Source organism: Pseudomonas sp. R4-15, assembly GCF_055768815.1.
The window spans coordinates 2037226-2055089 of the sequence record NZ_CM147293.1 but is presented as its reverse complement, the minus strand read 5'-3'; the positions used below and the strand labels follow the sequence as shown (position 1 = coordinate 2055089).

At 64.4% G+C, this 17864-nt stretch carries 19 protein-coding genes; 3 read left to right on the top strand and 16 right to left on the bottom strand.

Annotated elements, in window-relative coordinates; all coding sequences use genetic code 11:
* Positions 1–7: 7 nt before the first annotated feature.
* The gene (locus ACYRGX_RS09825; protein ID WP_473056376.1) at positions 8–520 is read right to left on the bottom strand and encodes a sterol desaturase family protein; all 513 of its coding nucleotides are present in this window, start codon (positions 518–520) and stop codon (positions 8–10) included.
* Positions 521–653: 133 nt separating this feature from the next.
* Between ACYRGX_RS09825 and dcd the strand changes: the two genes are divergently transcribed.
* Positions 654–1220: a dCTP deaminase gene (gene dcd, locus ACYRGX_RS09820; protein WP_473056375.1), complete on the top strand. Its 567-nt coding sequence runs from the start codon at positions 654–656 to the stop codon at positions 1218–1220.
* 165 nt (positions 1221–1385) lie between these two features.
* Here dcd and ACYRGX_RS09815 read toward each other — a convergent pair whose 3' ends face one another.
* From ACYRGX_RS09815 to ACYRGX_RS09790, 6 genes are all read right to left on the bottom strand, one after another.
* A complete protein-coding gene (locus ACYRGX_RS09815; protein WP_473056374.1) occupies positions 1386–2825 on the bottom strand; it encodes an aminotransferase-like domain-containing protein in 1440 nt (479 codons plus the stop codon).
* Positions 2826–2932: 107 nt separating this feature from the next.
* Positions 2933–3733 carry an OmpA family protein gene (locus ACYRGX_RS09810; RefSeq protein WP_473056373.1) on the bottom strand — a complete coding sequence of 267 codons (801 nt, stop codon included), beginning with the start codon at positions 3731–3733 and terminating at the stop codon, positions 2933–2935.
* On the bottom strand, positions 3730–4002 hold the full coding sequence (locus tag ACYRGX_RS09805; protein WP_473056372.1) for a DUF4398 domain-containing protein: 273 nt from the start codon (positions 4000–4002) through the stop codon (positions 3730–3732). The genes ACYRGX_RS09810 and ACYRGX_RS09805 overlap by 4 nt, the downstream gene beginning before the upstream one ends.
* Positions 4003–4088: 86 nt before the next feature.
* A complete protein-coding gene (locus tag ACYRGX_RS09800; protein WP_473056371.1) occupies positions 4089–4859 on the bottom strand; it encodes a substrate-binding periplasmic protein in 771 nt (256 codons plus the stop codon).
* 344 nt (positions 4860–5203) lie between these two features.
* Positions 5204–6133 carry an electron transfer flavoprotein subunit alpha/FixB family protein gene (locus tag ACYRGX_RS09795; RefSeq protein ID WP_473056370.1) on the bottom strand — a complete coding sequence of 310 codons (930 nt, stop codon included), beginning with the start codon at positions 6131–6133 and terminating at the stop codon, positions 5204–5206.
* A gap of 1 nt (position 6134) precedes the next feature.
* Positions 6135–6884, bottom strand: coding sequence for an electron transfer flavoprotein subunit beta/FixA family protein (locus ACYRGX_RS09790; RefSeq protein WP_473056369.1), 750 nt, complete (start codon positions 6882–6884; stop codon positions 6135–6137).
* A gap of 364 nt (positions 6885–7248) precedes the next feature.
* On the opposite strand from ACYRGX_RS09790, the gene ACYRGX_RS09785 reads away from it, so the two are divergent.
* Positions 7249–8901 carry an electron transfer flavoprotein-ubiquinone oxidoreductase gene (locus ACYRGX_RS09785; protein ID WP_473056368.1) on the top strand — a complete coding sequence of 551 codons (1653 nt, stop codon included), beginning with the start codon at positions 7249–7251 and terminating at the stop codon, positions 8899–8901.
* A gap of 50 nt (positions 8902–8951) precedes the next feature.
* Here ACYRGX_RS09785 and ACYRGX_RS09780 read toward each other — a convergent pair whose 3' ends face one another.
* The 4 genes from ACYRGX_RS09780 to ACYRGX_RS09765 all read right to left on the bottom strand — a co-directional run bounded on the left by ACYRGX_RS09780 (position 8952) and on the right by ACYRGX_RS09765 (position 12534).
* Complete coding sequence (locus ACYRGX_RS09780) at positions 8952–10565, bottom strand: FMN-binding glutamate synthase family protein (RefSeq protein ID WP_473056367.1); 1614 nt, start codon at positions 10563–10565, stop codon at positions 8952–8954.
* A gap of 77 nt (positions 10566–10642) precedes the next feature.
* Entirely contained in the window at positions 10643–11209 is a 567-nt protein-coding gene (locus tag ACYRGX_RS09775) for a DUF1285 domain-containing protein (protein ID WP_473056366.1), read from the bottom strand.
* A gap of 2 nt (positions 11210–11211) precedes the next feature.
* Positions 11212–11817, bottom strand: coding sequence for a DUF4823 domain-containing protein (locus ACYRGX_RS09770; protein WP_473056365.1), 606 nt, complete (start codon positions 11815–11817; stop codon positions 11212–11214).
* A 75-nt stretch (positions 11818–11892) separates the two neighbouring features.
* A complete protein-coding gene (locus ACYRGX_RS09765) occupies positions 11893–12534 on the bottom strand; it encodes a TetR/AcrR family transcriptional regulator (RefSeq protein WP_473056364.1) in 642 nt (213 codons plus the stop codon).
* 73 nt (positions 12535–12607) lie between these two features.
* On the opposite strand from ACYRGX_RS09765, the gene ACYRGX_RS09760 reads away from it, so the two are divergent.
* Positions 12608–13735, top strand: a complete 1128-nt coding sequence (locus tag ACYRGX_RS09760) for an aminotransferase class V-fold PLP-dependent enzyme (protein ID WP_473056363.1) — start codon at positions 12608–12610, stop codon at positions 13733–13735.
* Positions 13736–13926: 191 nt separating this feature from the next.
* Here the strand turns inward: ACYRGX_RS09760 and ACYRGX_RS09755 are convergent, their stop codons facing one another.
* The 5 genes from ACYRGX_RS09755 to mltG all read right to left on the bottom strand — a co-directional run bounded on the left by ACYRGX_RS09755 (position 13927) and on the right by mltG (position 17864).
* Positions 13927–14721: a TatD family hydrolase gene (locus tag ACYRGX_RS09755; protein WP_473056362.1), complete on the bottom strand. Its 795-nt coding sequence runs from the start codon at positions 14719–14721 to the stop codon at positions 13927–13929.
* A gap of 93 nt (positions 14722–14814) precedes the next feature.
* Complete coding sequence (locus ACYRGX_RS09750) at positions 14815–15165, bottom strand: PilZ domain-containing protein (protein WP_473056361.1); 351 nt, start codon at positions 15163–15165, stop codon at positions 14815–14817.
* Between the two features lie 32 nt (positions 15166–15197).
* On the bottom strand, positions 15198–16184 hold the full coding sequence (locus tag ACYRGX_RS09745) for a DNA polymerase III subunit delta' (RefSeq protein WP_473056360.1): 987 nt from the start codon (positions 16182–16184) through the stop codon (positions 15198–15200).
* Positions 16177–16809 (bottom strand): dTMP kinase, encoded by a 633-nt coding sequence (gene tmk, locus ACYRGX_RS09740; RefSeq protein WP_473056359.1) that lies wholly within the window; start codon positions 16807–16809, stop codon positions 16177–16179. Before tmk ends, ACYRGX_RS09745 begins: the two co-directional genes overlap by 8 nt.
* Complete coding sequence (mltG, locus tag ACYRGX_RS09735) at positions 16806–17864, bottom strand: endolytic transglycosylase MltG (RefSeq protein ID WP_473056358.1); 1059 nt, start codon at positions 17862–17864, stop codon at positions 16806–16808. Before mltG ends, tmk begins: the two co-directional genes overlap by 4 nt.

Genomic DNA, 17864 nt, shown 5'->3' with positions numbered 1-17864 from the left:
CACTCGTTCAACCAACCCGATGTGTTTCCCGTTCATCAGAGCGCGCCAAGCGCCCACCATGCAGGCGCCGCAGCTCGGCGCGCAGATGCGCCAATGAGGGTGCATAAAGAAAGCCGAAGGACACGCAGCCTTCGCGGCCGTCCACCGCATGATGCAGGCGATGCGCCTGGTAGAGCCGCTTGAGATAACCCGAGCGCGGCACGTAGCGCAGCGGCCAGCGCTGGTGCACCAAGCCGTCGTGGGCGAGAAAATAGAGAAAGCCGTAGGCGGTCATCCCGGCGCCGATCCACTGCAAAGGCCAGAGACCCGCGGTGCCCAGGGCGATCAAGACGATGGCGACCCCGGCGAATACCAGCGCGTAGAGATCGTTCTTCTCGAACCAGCCGTGCCGCGGTTCGTGGTGCGAGCGATGCCATCCCCAGCCCCAGCCATGCATCACGTACTTGTGCGCCCACCAGGCGAACACCTCCATGAACGCCAGGCTAGCGAGGAATACCAACAGACTACTCAGCACCTGCATGCAACGACTCCGCGCCCATCGGGCCTCGAGAGGTGAAGTAACGAAACGGGATTAGATCCTAGGCCTTTGAACGGCCGGCGCGCGACCGGTAAGATTCGCGCTCCCTTCGAGAATACCGACCCAGGACCCCGCCATGAGCATCAAATCGGACAAGTGGATTCGCCGCATGGCTCAAGAGCACGGCATGATCGAGCCCTTCGTCGAGCGCCAGGTGCGCGACGCCGGCGAGAACAAGCTGATCTCCTATGGGGTCTCCAGCTACGGCTACGACGTGCGCTGCGCCGACGAGTTCAAGGTGTTCACCAACATCCACTCGGCGGTGGTCGACCCGAAGAACTTCGATGAGAAGAGCTTCGTCGACATCAAGAGCGATGTCTGCATCATCCCGCCGAACTCCTTCGCCCTGGCGCGCACCGTCGAGTATTTCCGCATCCCCCGCGACGTGCTGACCATCTGCCTGGGCAAGAGCACCTACGCACGCTGCGGCATCATCGTCAACGTCACCCCGCTGGAGCCGGAATGGGAGGGCCATGTGACCCTCGAGTTCTCCAATACCACCAACCTGCCGGCCAAGATCTACGCCCACGAAGGCGTCGCGCAAATGCTTTTCCTGCAGTCGGACGAGGCCTGCGAAGTGTCCTACCGAGACCGTGGCGGCAAGTACCAGGGGCAGACCGGCGTCACCCTGCCCAAGGCCTGAGTCAGAGGCGACGCGAGCCTGGTGTCGCGCAACGCATCGAATGTCGGGCTGCACTTGCCGTCGACGGCCATCGCTGCGTTGTCCTCTGGGCAATACGTCCAAAGTCCCTTGCACTGCTCGCCGATGGCGGCGTGCAGCCGACGACAGCTGATACGTACGCCGCCCCTAATTGAGGCTCGGCGCATCCTGGCACAACTGGGTCGCGAGCAGGCCGAGGGTGGACAGCGCCCGCTCGGTCTCGCGATTCCACGGGATGCCGCAGTTGAGCCGCACGCAGTGATTGAACTGCTCGGTATTACTGAAGATCAGCCCTGGGGCGATGCTGATGCCTTGCGCCAGCGCCCGCACGTGCAACTCCTTGGTATTCACCCGCGCCGGCAGACTCACCCAGAGAATGAAGCCACCGTTGGGCCGGGTGATCTGGGTCCCTTCGGGAAAGTACTGCTGTACCGCCAGTTGGAACGCCGATAGGTTCTTGCGGTACTCCTGGCGGATATAGCGCAGGTGACGGTCGTAGCCACCGTTCTCCAGGTAGGCCGCGACCGCCATTTGCGTGACGCTGCAGGCGGAATGGGTGGTGAAGGTCTGCAGCCGCTGCACCTCGTCCTGGTACTTGCCGCCGATCATCCAGCCGATGCGCACGCCCGGCGACAGTGTCTTGGAGAAACTCGAGCAGTAGATCACCCGGCCATGCCGGTCGGCCGCCTTGAGCGCCTTGACCGGGCCCTGCTCGAACATCAGCTCCCCGTAGATATCGTCCTCGATGATCTGGATGTCGAATTCGCCGGCCAGGCGCAACAGCTGTTTCTGGCGATCCTCGGGAATGCTGCCGCCCAGCGGGTTGGACAGCCGTGCCGTGAGTACCACGGCCTTCACCGGCCACTGGGTAGCGGCCAATTGCAGGGCCTCGAGGCTGATGCCGTTGGCCGGATCGCTCGGAATCTCGATGACCTTCAGCCCAAGCAGATCGGCCAACTGCAACAGCCCGTAGTAAGTCGGCGATTCGGTGGCGATCAGGTCCCCCGGCTGGGTGGTGACACGCAGCGCCATCTGCAGCGCATCGACGCAGCCGTGGGTGATCACTACTTCGGAAGGATCGACCACCACCCCAGCATCACGCATGCGAATCGCCACCTGGCGGCGCAACGGTTCGAAGCCGGGACTGAACATGTAGCTGAACGCGCGCGGACTCTGGAAGCGGGTGACCTTGGCCAACTGCTGGTGCAATGCCCGCACCGGCAGGTAGTCCACGTGGGGGACCGCCGCACCGAGGGGAAACACACCCTCGCGGCGAGACTCGGCGAGTACTTGATGGATGATGCTGCTGCGCGTCACCAGGCCCGGCAGTTCCACCCGCGCGATGTCCGGCGTCGGAGCGGTCAGCGCCGGCGTGCGGTGCACGTAGTAGCCCGACTGCGGCCGCGCACGGATCAGCCCCTGATCCTCGAGATTGGCGTAGGCCTGCAACACCGTGGCGTGGCTGACATTGAGCTGCGAGCTCATCTTGCGCACCGATGGCACGCGCTCACCAGGCTGATAGACACCTCGCCGAATGTCTTCGGCGAGTTGCTGGGCGATGCGTTGGTAGAGCAGCAGATTGGTCATGGCCATCGTCCGTGGCTGGGGCAGCAGGAGTAGCGATGATAGACCATCTGCACCGGAACAGTTAGGCCATAAATTTAAGCAACCACTGAATTGTATTCATGCAGAGGTTATCGCAATGGCGGCAGGCTTCCGTCGCTGGAGGAAACCACGATCTCGACCCTCCGATTGCGCTCGCGCCCCTGCGCCGACGCACTCTCGGCAACGGGAAAAGCGCTGCCCAGCCCCGCGACTTCGATACGCTCATCAGCCAGGCCGAGCGCACGCAGTTGCGCCGCGATAGCCTGCGCACGTGCCAGCGACACGCCTAGCGCCGACTGCGTGCTGCCATCGCTACGCGCGTCGGCGTAACCCTCGACTCGCAGTCGCCGGGTCGGATGCTGCATCAGGAAGCCGGCCAGACGCGACAGGCTGCGCTTCACCACCGGGTCCGGCTCTGCGCTCGCAGGCGCAAAGAGCCCGGCCCCGAGCTCCATCACTAGCGCTTCGTCGCCGGTCCCCGCCAGTGCCTCATCCATTTGCGCGTCCAGCCAGGCACTGCGCTGGCGCTCGCCGGTCTGGCGTGATTCGCCCAAACGAAGACGCAGGCGCTGTTGTTCCAACTCCACCACGGAAAGACGCTGCAGGTTCTGTGCGACCTCCGCCTGAGCCTCGGCGATCTGTGCGTAACGCTCGGCGAGGTAGGCGTAGTGCCTCGCATCCTCGGCATTGCCGAGGTACCCGGACAGCCGCTGGGCCCGCTGTAGCGAGTCCAGGGCCCGCGCGACGTCCTTGGGCGCCGCACGTTGGGCCTGGGGATTCTGCGCAGTCTGCTGCACCTGCGCTTCGGCAAGGCGCAATGCCTCCTCCGTGGAAGGACTGGCACAGGCCGCGAGGCACAGCGCCAGGGGAATCACGACGCAGTTCCTCATGGTTGCTCCTGACTTTGTTCACGCAGGCGCTGCAAGTCGCCTTGCGCCAGACGCAGGCGATACGCGCTGCGTTCGACGAACAGGCGGGCTTCAGCCAGGCGGGCATCCAGCTCCGCTCGCTCCGCTAGCAGCCGAGCAGCATGGACATCGCCCACGCGCAAGGCCTGCTCGGCCTGCTGCAGCGCTAGCGCGGCGCTCTGGCGATCAACCTGCTCGGCATCGACACCGAGCGTCTCGGCACGCGCCAGGGCTTCATGGGAAACCCGCATCTGTACGGTTGGCAAAGGATCGCTGGAACATCCGCAGAGCAGTGTCAGCAATGACAGGAAAGGAAGGAAACGGCGGACGGGAGGGATCATTCTTCCTCGCTGAGCAAGTGTTCCTGCTGGCTGGCCCAGCGCGTCAGGTTTTCCTGCAGCAAGCGCTCGGGCAGGCCACTGACGGCCAGATGGACCATCTGCTGGGACAGCTGTCCACGCAACCAGGCATCGTTACAGGCAGAATTGTGCGAGACCGTAAGGTACAGGCCCTCGCTGGAAATGGGCGGCTCATGGAACGCCATGGTTTCCTGCAACCCCATGTCTCGCGTCAACGCCAACCCTGGGTCACGCTCGAAGAGCACGTAGTCAATACGCTCCTTCGCGAGCATGTCGAAGGCCTGGCTCATCTTCGGGACGTAGCTTAATTGCAGGTGTTCACGGGCGAATTCGTCGAAATCCTGGCCAAAGCTGTTGTTGACCAGGGTTGCACCGGCGTGACCGACGAGGTCTTCGCGAGCGCCGTAGGACCACTCGGCATCGTTGCGCAGCCAGACCATGCTGGGGACTTCGAAGGCCGCGGGATAGACGTAATCCATGACCTCCAGACGCGGTAGCGTGACGAACGCCCCGGCGAGCATGTCGATGCGACCGGTGCGCGCCTCCTGCTGAGCACGCGACCAGGGACCGACATACAGTATCTCGATGTCCACGCCGATCGCCTTGCCGATGTGTTTAAGCAGATCGGCGCTCGCCCCAATCAGTTGGCCAGGGTGTTCAGGGTCTCGCCAAAGAAAGGGCGGATAGTCCGGATTCCCGCTGGCCACCAGTCGCTCGCAGCGGCCCGCCGCCTGGCTGTCCCACACCATACCGATGCAGCATGCCAGCAAAGCACTACACAGCAGGCGCCTTCGCCCAACACACGGTGGCCCGCGCCGCCGGGGTCGTTCCGTGATTCTCTCAGATACGCTCAAGTCCCGCTCCTCGACTACTTCCCGGCAAAGCGAACCCCTGCTCGAGCTGAATGCTAGTCGTACGGCGGTTCGATGAAAACGTCAAAAAACTGCTTTATCCAGGGTAATGCTTAGTAAAGCAGGCATTCCCAGCACCCAGCGACCTTTGGTCGCGCAAAAATCTACCCACCTGCCGGAAGAACGCAAAAGCCCGTCGCGAATCGCTTCGCGACGGGCTCGGTCAAGCCCTGCAATAGAGATCAGAGCGCTTTTTCAAGCTCCGGCAGAACCTGGAACAGATCACCCACCAGACCGTAGTCGGCCACCTGGAAGATCGGGGCTTCCTCGTCCTTGTTGATCGCCACGATCACCTTGGAGTCCTTCATGCCCGCCAGGTGCTGGATCGCACCGGAGATGCCTACCGCCACGTACAACTGAGGGGCGACGATCTTGCCGGTCTGACCGACCTGCATGTCGTTCGGCACGAAGCCGGCATCGACGGCAGCGCGCGAGGCGCCGACGGCGGCACCGAGCTTGTCCGCCACGGCGTAGAGCAACTGGAAGTTCTCGCCGTTCTGCATGCCACGGCCGCCGGAGACGACGATCTTCGCCGCGGTCAGCTCGGGACGGTCGGACTTGGCCAATTCTTCGCCAACGAAGCTCGACAGGCCGGCATCCGCCGCGCCGGACACCGCTTCGATGCTCGCCGAGCCGCCTTCGGCAGCCACGGCGTCGAAACCGGTGGCACGCACGCTGATGACCTTGATCGGTGCGCTGGACTGCACGGTGGCGATCGCGTTACCCGCGTAGATCGGGCGCTGGAAGGTATCGGCCGACTGCACCGCGGTGATCTCGGAGATCTGGTCGACGTCCAGCAGCGCGGCGACGCGCGGCAGGTAGTTCTTGCCGTTGGTGGTGGCCGGGGCCAGCACGTGGCTGTAGTTCTTCGCCAGGTCAGCGACCAGCGGCGCCAGGTTCTCCGGCAGTTGGTGAGCCAGCGACGCGGCGTCGGCGACCAGCACCTTGCTCACGCCGGCGACCTTGGCGGCGGCATCGGCCACGGCGCCGACGTTCTCGCCGGCGACCAGCACATGGATATCACCGCCGATCTGCGCGGCTGCCGCCACGGTATTCAGCGTGGCGCCGGCCAGTGCGCCGGCGGCGTGTTCTGCGATTACCAGGATTGCCATGTCAGATCACCTTCGCCTCGTTCTTGAGTTTCTCCACCAGTTCGGCCACCGAAGCGACCTTCACGCCGGCGCTGCGCGCGGCCGGGGCTTCGACCTTGACGGTCTTCAGGGTGGAAGCGATGGACACGCCGAGCGCCTCGGGGGTGAGGGTTTCCAGCGGCTTCTTCTTGGCCTTCATGATGTTCGGCAAGGAGGCGTAGCGCGGCTCGTTCAGGCGCAGGTCGGTGGTGACGATGGCCGGCAGCTTGAGCGTGACGCTCTGCAGGCCGCCATCGATCTCACGGGTCACCGCCAGGTTGTCACCCTGTACTTCGACCTTGGAAGCGAAGGTGCCCTGGGCGTAACCGGTCAGTGCGGCGAGCATCTGTCCAGTCTGGTTGTTATCGCTATCGATGGCCTGCTTGCCGAGGATCACCAACTGCGGCTGCTCTTTGTCGACCACCGCCTTGAGCGCCTTGGCGATCGCCAGCGAGCCCAGTTCCTCGGCGCTTTCCACCAGGATCGCGCGGTCGGCGCCCAGCGCCAGCGCGGTACGCAGTTGCTCCTGCGCCTGCGACGGGCCGATCGAGACCACCACGATCTCGCTGGCCACGCCTTTTTCCTTCAGACGCACGGCTTCTTCCACCGCGATCTCGCAGAAGGGGTTCATGGACATCTTGACGTTGGCGAGATCGACCCCGGAGTTGTCCGCCTTGACGCGGACTTTCACGTTGTAGTCGACCACTCGTTTGACAGCTACAAGAACCTTCATGGATTCCTCGTTTAGTCTCCGGTGGATTGGGGCGCCAGACAGGCCTGGCGTTCTCAGGCCATTGAAGCAGCGATACCTGCTCAAGGACCTGTTGCGCATCGGCCGGTACCGATGGCCAGCCTAAACGGCGAGATAAAAACTGCCCTCATCATGACCGGAATGAGCATTCTGGTCAATTACAGGTGTCTATACGACTGCCACTCTTCAAAGGCGCGCGTGACGGAGAGATTAGCAGCTCCGAGAAAATTCAAACAAACGTTTGTATTGGACGCATATCGGGCTGCCTATATAATGCCCCGTCCTCGGCCAGGGAGCCTGTGGCCCGAAATTATAAAACCGTAGAGCCTCGATTAGGAGATTGTCTGTGGAACGCGAATACATGGAATTCGACGTCGTCATCGTCGGCGCCGGGCCCGCGGGCCTCTCCGCCGCGTGCCGACTCAAGCAGAAGGCTGCCGATACCGGTCGCGAGATCAGTGTCTGCGTGGTCGAGAAGGGTTCCGAAGTCGGCGCCCACATCCTCTCCGGCGCGGTCTTCGAGCCTCGCGCGCTGAATGAACTGTTCCCCGATTGGAAGGCACTGGGCGCCCCCCTGGAAACCCCGGTCAAACGCGACGACATCTACCTGCTCAAGGATGCCAAGGCCGCGAGCAAGGTGCCGAACTTCTTCGTGCCCAAGCCGATGCACAACGAAGGCAACTACATCATTTCCCTGGGCAACCTGTGCCGCTGGTTGGCCCAGCAGGCCGAGAACCTGGGCGTGGAAATCTACCCCGGCTTCGCCGCCCAGGAAGCACTGGTCGATGAAAACGGCATCGTGCGCGGCATCGTCACCGGCGATATGGGCGTGGACCGCGAAGGCCAGCCCAAGGACGGCGTCTATACCCCGGGCATGGAACTGCGTGGCAAGTACACGCTGTTCGCCGAAGGCTGCCGTGGCCACATCGGCAAGCAGCTGATCAAGCGCTTCGCCCTGGATGCCGAGTCCGATCCGCAGCACTACGGCATCGGCATCAAGGAGCTTTGGGAAATCGACCCGGCCAAGCACGAGCAGGGGTTGGTGATCCACACCTCCGGGTGGCCGCTGGACAAGGACAACCCGGGCGGCTCCTTCCTCTATCACCTGGAAAACAACCAGGTGGTGGTGGGCCTGATCGTCGATCTGGCTTACAGCAACCCGTACCTGTCTCCGTTCGACGAGTTTCAGCGCTACAAGCACCACCCCGTGGTGGCGCAGTACCTCGAAGGCGGCAAGCGCATCGCCTACGGTGCGCGTGCGCTGGCCAAAGGCGGCTTCAACTCGCTGCCGAAGATGGTCTTCCCGGGGGGCGCGCTGATCGGCTGCGACCTGGGCACCCTGAACGGCGCCAAGATCAAGGGCAGCCACACGGCGATGAAGTGCGGCATGCTCGCTGCGGAAGCCGTGTTCGACGCCCTCGGCGCCGAGCGGGAAGGCGACGAACTGAACGGCTTCGTCGACGGCTTCAAGGCCAGTTGGTTGTACGAGGAGCTGTACCAGAGCCGCAACTTCGGTCCGGCTATGCACAAGTTCGGTCCGCTGATGGGCCCGGCATTCGCCTTCGTCGAGCACAACCTGCTCGGTGGCAAACTGCCGCTGACCCTGCATGACACTCGACGTGACTACGAGGCCCTGAAAAAGGCCGACGAGGCACCGAAGATCGATTATCCGAAACCGGACGGCAAGCTCAGCTTCGACAAACTCTCCTCGGTGTTCCTCTCCAACACCAACCACGAGGAAGACCAGCCGATCCACCTGCGCCTGAGCGACCCGAACATTCCGATCGGCAGCAACCTGCCGCTCTACGACGAACCGGCACAGCGTTACTGCCCGGCCGGCGTGTACGAGGTGGTCGACGCCGACGAAGGTGGCAAACGCTTCCAGATCAACGCGCAGAACTGCGTGCATTGCAAAACCTGCGACATCAAGGACCCGGCGCAGAACATCACCTGGGTCGCCCCGGAAGGCGGCGGCGGGCCGAACTACCCGAACATGTAATACGCCCCTAACCAAACAGGCTCCCTCGGGAGCCTGTTTGGTTTCCAGCCTCAAGCCGCCGGCAGCGGATCGAAGCTTTCGGCCTGGGCCATCGCCCACATGCGTGCGTAGAACTCACCCTCTATCACCCCGTCGAGCAATTCGCCGGGCTTGAGGAACAGGTGCTGCTGGTTGAACAGGCGGATCTCGGTAGTCGAGTTGCGCCCGGCCAGGTGCTTGGCATCCAACTGCGCCGGATGGGTCAGACCCGCAGCAGCAAGCATCTCCGCGAGAGCCTTGAGCGTATTGCGATGGAAGCTGTTGACCCGCCCGGCCTTGTCGTCCACCACCAGCGCCCGCTGGCGCAGCGGGTCCTGGGTAGCGACTCCGGTGGGACATTTGTTGGTGTGACAGCTGCGACTCTGGATGCAGCCGATGGCGAACATGAAGCCGCGCGCCGAGTTGGCCCAGTCAGCCCCCAGCGCCAACACGCTGGCGATATCGAAGGCACTGACGATCTTGCCGCTGGCACCGATGCGCAGCTTGTCGCGCAGCCGCGCGCCGACCAGGACGTTATGGGTGAACAGGAGCCCTTCGCGTAGCGGTACGCCCAGGTGATCGGTGAACTCCAGCGGCGCGGCGCCGGTACCGCCCTCCTTGCCGTCGACCACGATGAAGTCCGGCAGGATGCCGGTCTGCAACATCGCCTTGACGATGCCCATGAACTCCCAGGGATGACCCAGGCAATACTTGAAGCCCACCGGCTTGCCACCCGACAGCTCGCGCAGACGAGCGATGAAATCGAGCAATTCCAGCGGCGTGGAGAACTCCGAGTGGCTGGACGGAGAAATGCAGTCCACCCCCATGGGCACGCCGCGGGTCGCGGCGATCTCCGGGGTGATCTTGTCCTTGGGCAGAATCCCGCCGTGCCCCGGCTTTGCGCCCTGGGACAGCTTGATCTCGATCATCTTCACTTGTTCGCTGGCCGCCTGCTCGGCGAAGCGCTGCGGGTCGAAGCGCCCGGCCTCCGTCCGGCAGCCGAAGTAGCCACTGCCCAGCTCCCACACCAGATCGCCCCCATGCTCGCGATGATAGGGGCTGATGCTGCCCTCGCCGGTGTCATGGTAGAAGCCACCGATACGCGCCCCGCGGTTGAGGGCGCGAATGGCATTGGCACTGAGAGAGCCGAAGCTCATCGCCGAGACGTTGAACAACGAGGCCGAGTACGGCTGGCGGCACTGCGGGCCGCCGATAGATACGCGAAAGTCCTCGGGATTGGCCAGCGGCGCTGGGCGCATGGAGTGGCCGATGAATTCGAAACCCTCGCGGTAGACATCGATCAGCGTGCCGAACGGCTTGTCCGCCCCGTCGTTCTTCGCCCGCGCGTAGACCAGCGAACGTTGCGCGCGGGAGAACGGCAGTTGCTCGGAATCGCCCTCGAGCAGGTACTGGCGGATTTCCGGGCGGATGCCCTCGATCAGGTAACGCAGGTTACCCAGCACCGGATAGTTACGCCGTACCGAGTGGCGCTCCTGGCATAGGTCGTAGACTCCGAGCAGACTCAACGCCAGGGTCAGCAGGGTGAACGGCCAGAGCCACTCGTGATGCCAGAACGGCAGGCTCACCAAGGTGAACAGCACGCAGGCGGCAAAGAAGGCGTAGCGGTTGAGCAGCGACAGATTCATGCAGGTTCCCGAGTCCGTTGGCGTCAGCGTCCAGAAGACTAGCGGCTGCGTGGGGTACACAGCAACGCGGGCCGGACTCAATCGTGCTCGCGACCGATGACGAAGAACTGTCCGTCGCTCCAGACACCGAGCCAGGTCTGGCCATCCACCTGCCGCGCTTCGGCGAGCTCGACCAGTTGATAGAACACGTTGCGATGGATGAGCGCCTCGAGCCCGGCACGCACCCGAACGAAGGGAGCCGGCTCACCCGTGGCAGGATCCTCTTCCACGCGAATCGGGTGTTCGGCACCCGCTGTCAATGTCTCGTCGACGTTGGTGACGAAGTGCAGGCGCTGCTCGCGCCCCTCGCCTTCCACCTGCAAGGTCACCGCGACGAAAGGCGCGACATCCACGCGGATACCCACCTTTTCCACCGGCGTTACCAGAAAATAGTCATCCCCCTCACGCTTGAGCACGCTGGAGAAGAGCTTCACCATCGGCTTGCGACCGATCGGCGAGCCCAGGTAATGCCAGGTCCCTTCGCGATCGATGCGCATGTCGATATCGCCGCAGAACGGCGGATTCCACAGATGCACCGGCGGCAATCCGTCCCGCTGGGCGGGAATCTGCCCGAGCAATGTGCCGGTCTTGTCGCTTGAACTCATCGTCACCTCTCTCCCAGTCCGATCAATGAGCGCGCGTAGCTGGTCAGCGGCGGCCCGAGCAGGTCCTGCGGCTGCTTGTCCTGCAGGGTCAGCAGGCCACCCCGCATGCGGATGCGCACGCTGTCGACCAGATAGCCGGTGGCGGTCTCCACCAGCATCATCTGGATCACGCCATTGTCCACGCCCAGGCGATCGAGTGCCTCCTGGTCCTCCCATTCGACGACGCTACCGATGCGGTCGTCAGCCTGGGCGAAACGCGCATACAGCAGGTAGTGGGCACCCAGCGCACGCGCTTCGGACATGGCTTCGGCGAAGCCGAGCGGCTGGGTAGCGCGCCGCACCTGGGGAAAATACTCGGCGAATGCCTTGAGCGCTTCCTCCGCCACCACGTTGGGCCGCGGATAGGCCGATCCCGGCGGAACCATGTGGCTTTGCGCAAAGTAAAGATATGAGTCCGGCTGCAAGCGCCAGTTCGCCGAACGGTAGGTCGCGGAATGGTCGAGAAGGCCCGCATCGCCGAGTTGATAGCGGGTCGCCTCGGCCATGTCGCTGACCTTCATGCAGCCCGCCAGGGCAAGCAACAGGCAAAGAGAGATCAGGTGACGCATCGTAGGGCCTCCACGGGCCGGTGACGGAAAACCGGCGAGTGGGCAGTCGATGCAGGTTTTACGCCAGCGAACGTATCAGCCCTGAGGCGGTGTTTCCAGGTCGCGCTTACGGCGGTTGCCCATGCGTACGCCGATGTCCATGAGGAATTGGAAGAAGCCCTCCTGGTCCTCCAGCACATTGCTCCAGAACGGCGAGTGGTACAGCGCCACCGCGCCATGCACCAGCGCCCAGGCGGCGCAGTAGTGGAAATACGGCGGCACGTTCTCCAGCTTGCCCTCGGCGATGCGCCCTTCGATGAGCCCGGTCAGGCGCTGGAAATTCGACGCTCGGATGCGATGCAGCTCCTCCACCAGCTCGGGCACCTGATGCCCCTTGAGGACCTTTTCCTCCAGGCGATCGAACAGCCGGTAGCGTTGCGGATCACGCATGCGGAACTCGAAGTAGGCGCGCGATAGCGCCTCCTTGTCCTTGTCCAGCTCTGGCGAGTGGAACAGCTCGTTGAGGTCGCGCTCGTAGTCCAGCATCAGCCGCAGGTAGATCTCGGCCTTGGACTTGAAGTGCTTGTAGATGGTGCCTTTGCCGATGCCGACCGCGTCGGCGATCATCTCCACGGTGACGCTGTCCTCTCCTTGTTCGAGGAAAAGATTCAACGCGGTGTCGAGGATTTCCTGTTCGCGCCGGCGAAACTCACGGACCTTACGGGGTTCTTTTTGCATATGCGAAATGGCATCGAGTACGTGTAAGCGAACTATTATGCCTATTCAGTCGCGAAATGCACGGAGTCGATCGATGTATTCATTCCAGGACGAGTTCCCCCAGGCAGCCGGACTGAGCTACCTCAACCATGCCGCGGTCGCCCCCTGGCCCAAACGCGCGCAGCTGGCCGTCGCCGCATTTGCCGAGCAGAACGTCAGCGTAGGCGCCCGGGACTACCCGGACTGGCTGGAAACCGAGCAACGCCTACGCCAACGCCTGGCTCGCCTGCTCAATGCCGCCGCGCCAGACCTGGCCCTGGTGAAGAACACCTCCGAGGCCCTGTCGTTCGTCGCTTTCGGCCTGGACTGGCGGCAAGGTGACGAGGTAATCATCAGCGACGAGGAATTTCCCTCCAACCGCGTCGTCTGGGAGGCCTTGGAGCGCTACGGCGTCCAGGTAAGGCAAGTGAACCTGGCGGGCGACCCGGAAGCCAACCTGCTCGCCGCCTGCACCCCACGTACCCGGCTGATGGCGATCAGTGCGGTGCAGTACGCCAGCGGGCTGCGCCTCGACCTGCCACGCCTGGGCAGTGGCTGCCGGCAACGCGGGGTACTGCTGTGCGTCGACGCCATCCAACAGCTGGGCGCCCTGCCCTTCGACGTGCAGGCCTGCGACTGCGCCTTCGCCATGGCCGACGGACACAAATGGATGCTCGGCCCGGAGGGCCTGGGAGTGTTCTACTGCCGCAGCGACCTGCGCGAGGCCCTGACCCTGCACGAGTACGGCTGGCACATGCTCGACGCCCCGGGCGACTACAGCCGCACGAGCTGGCAACCCGCGCGCAGCGCCCGGCGCTTCGAGTGCGGCAGTCCGAACATGCTCGCGGCGGTGGCGCTGGACGCCAGCCTGTCGCTGCTCGAAGAGGTCGGCATGCCGGCCGTCGAACTGGCCCTCGCTGATCGGGTGCAGTGGCTGCAGGAGCATCTTTCCGCGATTTCCGGACTGACCCTGCACAGCCCGCGCGACCCGCAGCGGCGTGCCGGCATCGTCACCTTCAGTGTGGCCAGAAAGGACAACGTCGAGCTGCATGCACAACTGATGAAGGCGCAGGTGGTGTGCGCCCAACGTGGCGCCGGCGTGCGTTTCTCGCCGCACTTCTATACACCGACCGCCGTGCTGGAACAGGCGCTGAGCTGCGTGGCCCGGCTCGCCGCCAAGTGAATCAACCCCAGCGCGTCTATTCCAAATCCGTCTGAGCCCGGCGGCAAGCTCGACCATACTCAAGTCGACCGCTGTGGTTCTCCCCCGGACGCGGCGGTCGGGGCAGATATGACGCTGCCTCCTTGGAAGACCTTGCCCGGGCCCCCCTGCCCGGGTTTTTTATGCTCGGGTTAAAAGTGCCGCGGTGCGACTCAATGGGAGGCCTGGGTGGCCACCCGTGCGAGCGGGAACAGCCGTTGGAAGTTTTCCGACGTCTGCCGAGCCAGCGTTTCGTAGGGCACGCCACGCAACTGGGCGAGAAACTCCGCGACGTCGCGGACGTACTGCGGCAGGTTCGGCTTGCCGCGATGGGGAATCGGCGCCAGGTAAGGCGAGTCCGTCTCCACCAGCAGCCGATCGGCCGGTACCTGGCGGGCGACCTCGCGTAGCGCCTCGGCGTTGCGGAAGGTGACGATTCCCGACAGCGAGATGTAGAAGCCGAGGTCCAGAGCGGCGCGGGCCATCTCCCAGTCTTCGGTGAAACAATGCAGGACGCCGGCCTGGGGTAGCGCCGCCTCGCGCAGCAGACGCAGGGTGTCCTCGCGCGCGGCGCGGGTATGCACGATCACCGGCTGTCCGGTGATCTGCGCGGCCTGCAGATGCAGGGCGAAGGAACGCTGCTGCAGTTCCGCAGCCTCGGGTTCGTAGTGGTAGTCCAGGCCGGTTTCACCGATGGCCACCACGCCCGGCTGGCGTAGTTCATCGAGCAACCAGTCGAGCGCGGGTATCCCCGCATCCAGGTCCAGCGGGTGTACGCCCACCGAACAGTCGACGTCCGCATAGCGCGCCGCCAGTTCGCGCACGGCCGCCGCGTTGTCGGCGGAGACGCCAATGCAGAGAAAATGCCCGACACCGCGCTCTCGCGCAGCCGCCAGGGCGGCATCCAGGGAACCACCGTGGATCGAGAGATCGAGGCGATCGAGGTGACAGTGGGAATCGATGAGCATGGCACGGTCCATGCCACGGGTCGCGGCCCTAGTGTTGCGACACTGGCCTGTCGCCCGTGGCTTTCTGATGCGGCGGCGCAGTGGCCGCGCGGATTACAGGGTATGGGTGGGGCGATCGGACTTCAGCGCGCCGGCGAGATAGGTCTCGATCTTGCCGCGGGCGGTGTCGTCACCGTCGTTGAACTGCACGCCGACGCCGGCGGCGCGGTTGCCCTGGGCCCCCTTGGGGGTGATCCAGACGACCTTGCCAGCCACCGGGATCTTTTCCGGCTCATCCATCAGGTTGAGGAGCATGAATACTTCGTCGCCCAGCTTGTACTGCTTGCCCGTCGGAATGAACAGCCCGCCATTGCGCACGAAGGGCATGTAGGCGGCATAAAGGACCGACTTGTCCTTGATGGTCAGCGAGAGGATTCCGTTACGCGGGTTCGGCGGCAGACTCATGGCAATGTCCAGCGAGGGCTCAGGGCCGCATTCTAGCCCCCGCGGGCCAGGCTTGCCCACCGCGCCAGCAATGCCTCGAGCAACAGCGTGCGGTTCAGGTTGGCCTTGCCCAGCACCTTCTGACGCTGCTCCAGCAACCAGTCCTGGGTTGCCAGCAGGCGCGGCCCGGCGGTCTTTCCGGCCAGGTACTGGAGCACCTTGCGCATGTCTTCGAGGCCCAGTTCCGCTTCGTCCTGCGTCATCTGGTAGCGCAACAATACCTGGGACCAGTCGACGAACCAGTCGAACAGCAGCAGCAGTGGCACCGCGCTCCAGCGATCGGCCAGTTGGCTGGGCGAAGCCTGGTTCTTCAACAGCTGCTTGATGCCCTCGACCACCTGTGCACGCGCATCCAGCACGCCCTGTTCGTGCAGGCGCCGTGCGCGCAGTGGCGAGCCGGCGGCCAGGACGAGCAAGGTATCCAGGGTCTGCGGAGATTCCCCCGGCAGCGCCGCCTGCAGCCAGGCCAGGCTCTGTTCGGCATTCGGTAGCGGGCAGGCCTGCTGCACGCAACGGCTACGGATGGTCGGCAGCAGGCGACTGGGACGATCGCTCAGGAGCAGCAGCACGGTGTCACCGGCGGGCTCCTCGAGGCTTTTCAACAGCGCGTTGGCGGCATTCAGGTTCATCGCCTCGGCCGGCTCCAGCAACACCACCTTGCGTCCGGCGAGCTGCGCGGTCTGCGAGACGAAATCCACCAATTCGCGCACCTGGTCGACGCGAATCGGCTTGTCCGGCTCCTCGGGCAACAGGCGCTTGGCATCCGGGTGACTGCCGGCGGCGAGCAATTGGCAGGCCTTGCAGTGGCCACAGGGCTCATCGTCCTGGGGTGACTGACACAACAGGCGAGCCATCAGGCGTTCGGCCAAATCACGCTTGCCGATACCCTCCGGGCCATGCAGTAGATAGGCATGCGCATGCCGCTGGCGGCCCGCCAACTGGCGCCAGAGTTCGTCCTGCCAGGGATAGCGCTCAACCACTGGCGCGCTCCAGTAACTCCGGCAACAGCTGGTCCAGCTGTGCGCGCACCTGCTCCAGGGAAAGTCCGGCGTCGATGCGCCGATAACGCGGTGGGTCCTGCCTAGCGCGCTGCAGATAGCCCTGGCGCACCGCTTCGAAGAAGGTGTGGCCTTCGCGCTCGAAGCGATCCAGGCGGCCTCGCGCACTGGCGCGGGCCAGGCCGACTTCCACCGGCAGGTCGAACAACAGGGTCAGGTCAGGGCGCAACTCGCCCTGCACGAAGGTCTCGAGTTGGGCAATGCGCTCAGCCGGCAGCCCACGGCCTGCACCCTGGTATGCGTAGGTGGCATCGGTGAAGCGGTCGCAGAGCACCACGCAGCCCCGCTGCAGGGCCGGTCGCACCACCTGCGCCAAGTGCTGGGCGCGTGCGGCGAACACCAGTAGCAACTCGGTATCCACGGCCATCGGCTCCTCGGCGGGGGTCAGCAGGAGTTCGCGGATTCGCTCGGCGAGGGGCGTGCCGCCCGGCTCGCGGGTCAGCAGGACCTTGATGCCGCGCGCGCCGAAGCACTCGGCGAGGTAATCGCGATTGGTGCTCTTGCCGGCGCCCTCGGGGCCTTCCAGGGTAATGAACAAGCCGCTCACTGGGCCTCCTCGGGGGTCTGCGCGGGCGCCGGACTGGAGCGGTAGTCCGCCCGCCGCTTGAGCTGGTACTCGCGCACCGCGCGGTTGTGCGACTGCAAGTCGTCGGAAAAGACGTGGGTACCGTCGCCACGCGCCACGAAGTACAGCGCGTCGCCGTCCACCGGGTGCAACGCGGCGTGGATCGCCTCGCGCCCGACCATGGCGATCGGCGTCGGCGGCAGTCCACTGATGACATAGGTGTTGTAGGGGGTCGCCTCGCGCAGGTCGCTGCGACGAATACGCCCCTGGTAACGCTCGCCCATGCCGTAGATCACCGTGGGATCGGTCTGCAGCAGCATGCCCTTGGCCAGGCGCCGGACGAACACGCCGGCGATCTGTCCGCGCTCCTGCGGCACGCCGGTTTCCTTTTCGATCAAGGAGGCCATGATCAGCGCCTGGTAGGGCGTCTCGTAGGGCAGGTCGTCGGCGCGCTGAGCCCACTCCTCGTCGAGCACCGTACGCAGGCGCTGGTTAGCCTGACGCAACAAGTCGATATCGCGGGTACCCCGCACGTAGCGATAGGTGTCGGGAAAGAAGCGTCCTTCCGGGTGCATGTCGGGCTCGCCGACGCGGCGCATCAGCTCTGCATCGTCCACCCCAGCCAGGGTCTGTTCGAGCTTCGCCTGCCCCGCCAGGGCCGCGCGGACCTGGTGGATGTTCCAGCCCTCGACCAGCGTCAGGCTGTACTGCACGACGTCGCCACGCTGCCAGAGCTCGAGCATTTCCCGCGCCGACATGCCCGGCGTCAGCCGATACTCGCCACTGTGCAGCGTCGCGTCGACCAGATTGAAGCGCCAGTACAGCCGCAACCAGAGCGAGCCATGCAGGGTGCCGTCGTCCTCCAGGTGCTTGAGCAGGCCACTGGGCGTCGAGCCCGCCGGCACGTCCAGCAGACGCTCGGCGTCCAGTTGCAACGGCTGGTTCAGCGCCCGCTGCTGCAGCCAGGCAGCCGCGCCCAGGGTGAGCAAGGCCAGCAGTACGAGAGACAGGAGAAACAACAGCAGGCGACGTATCAA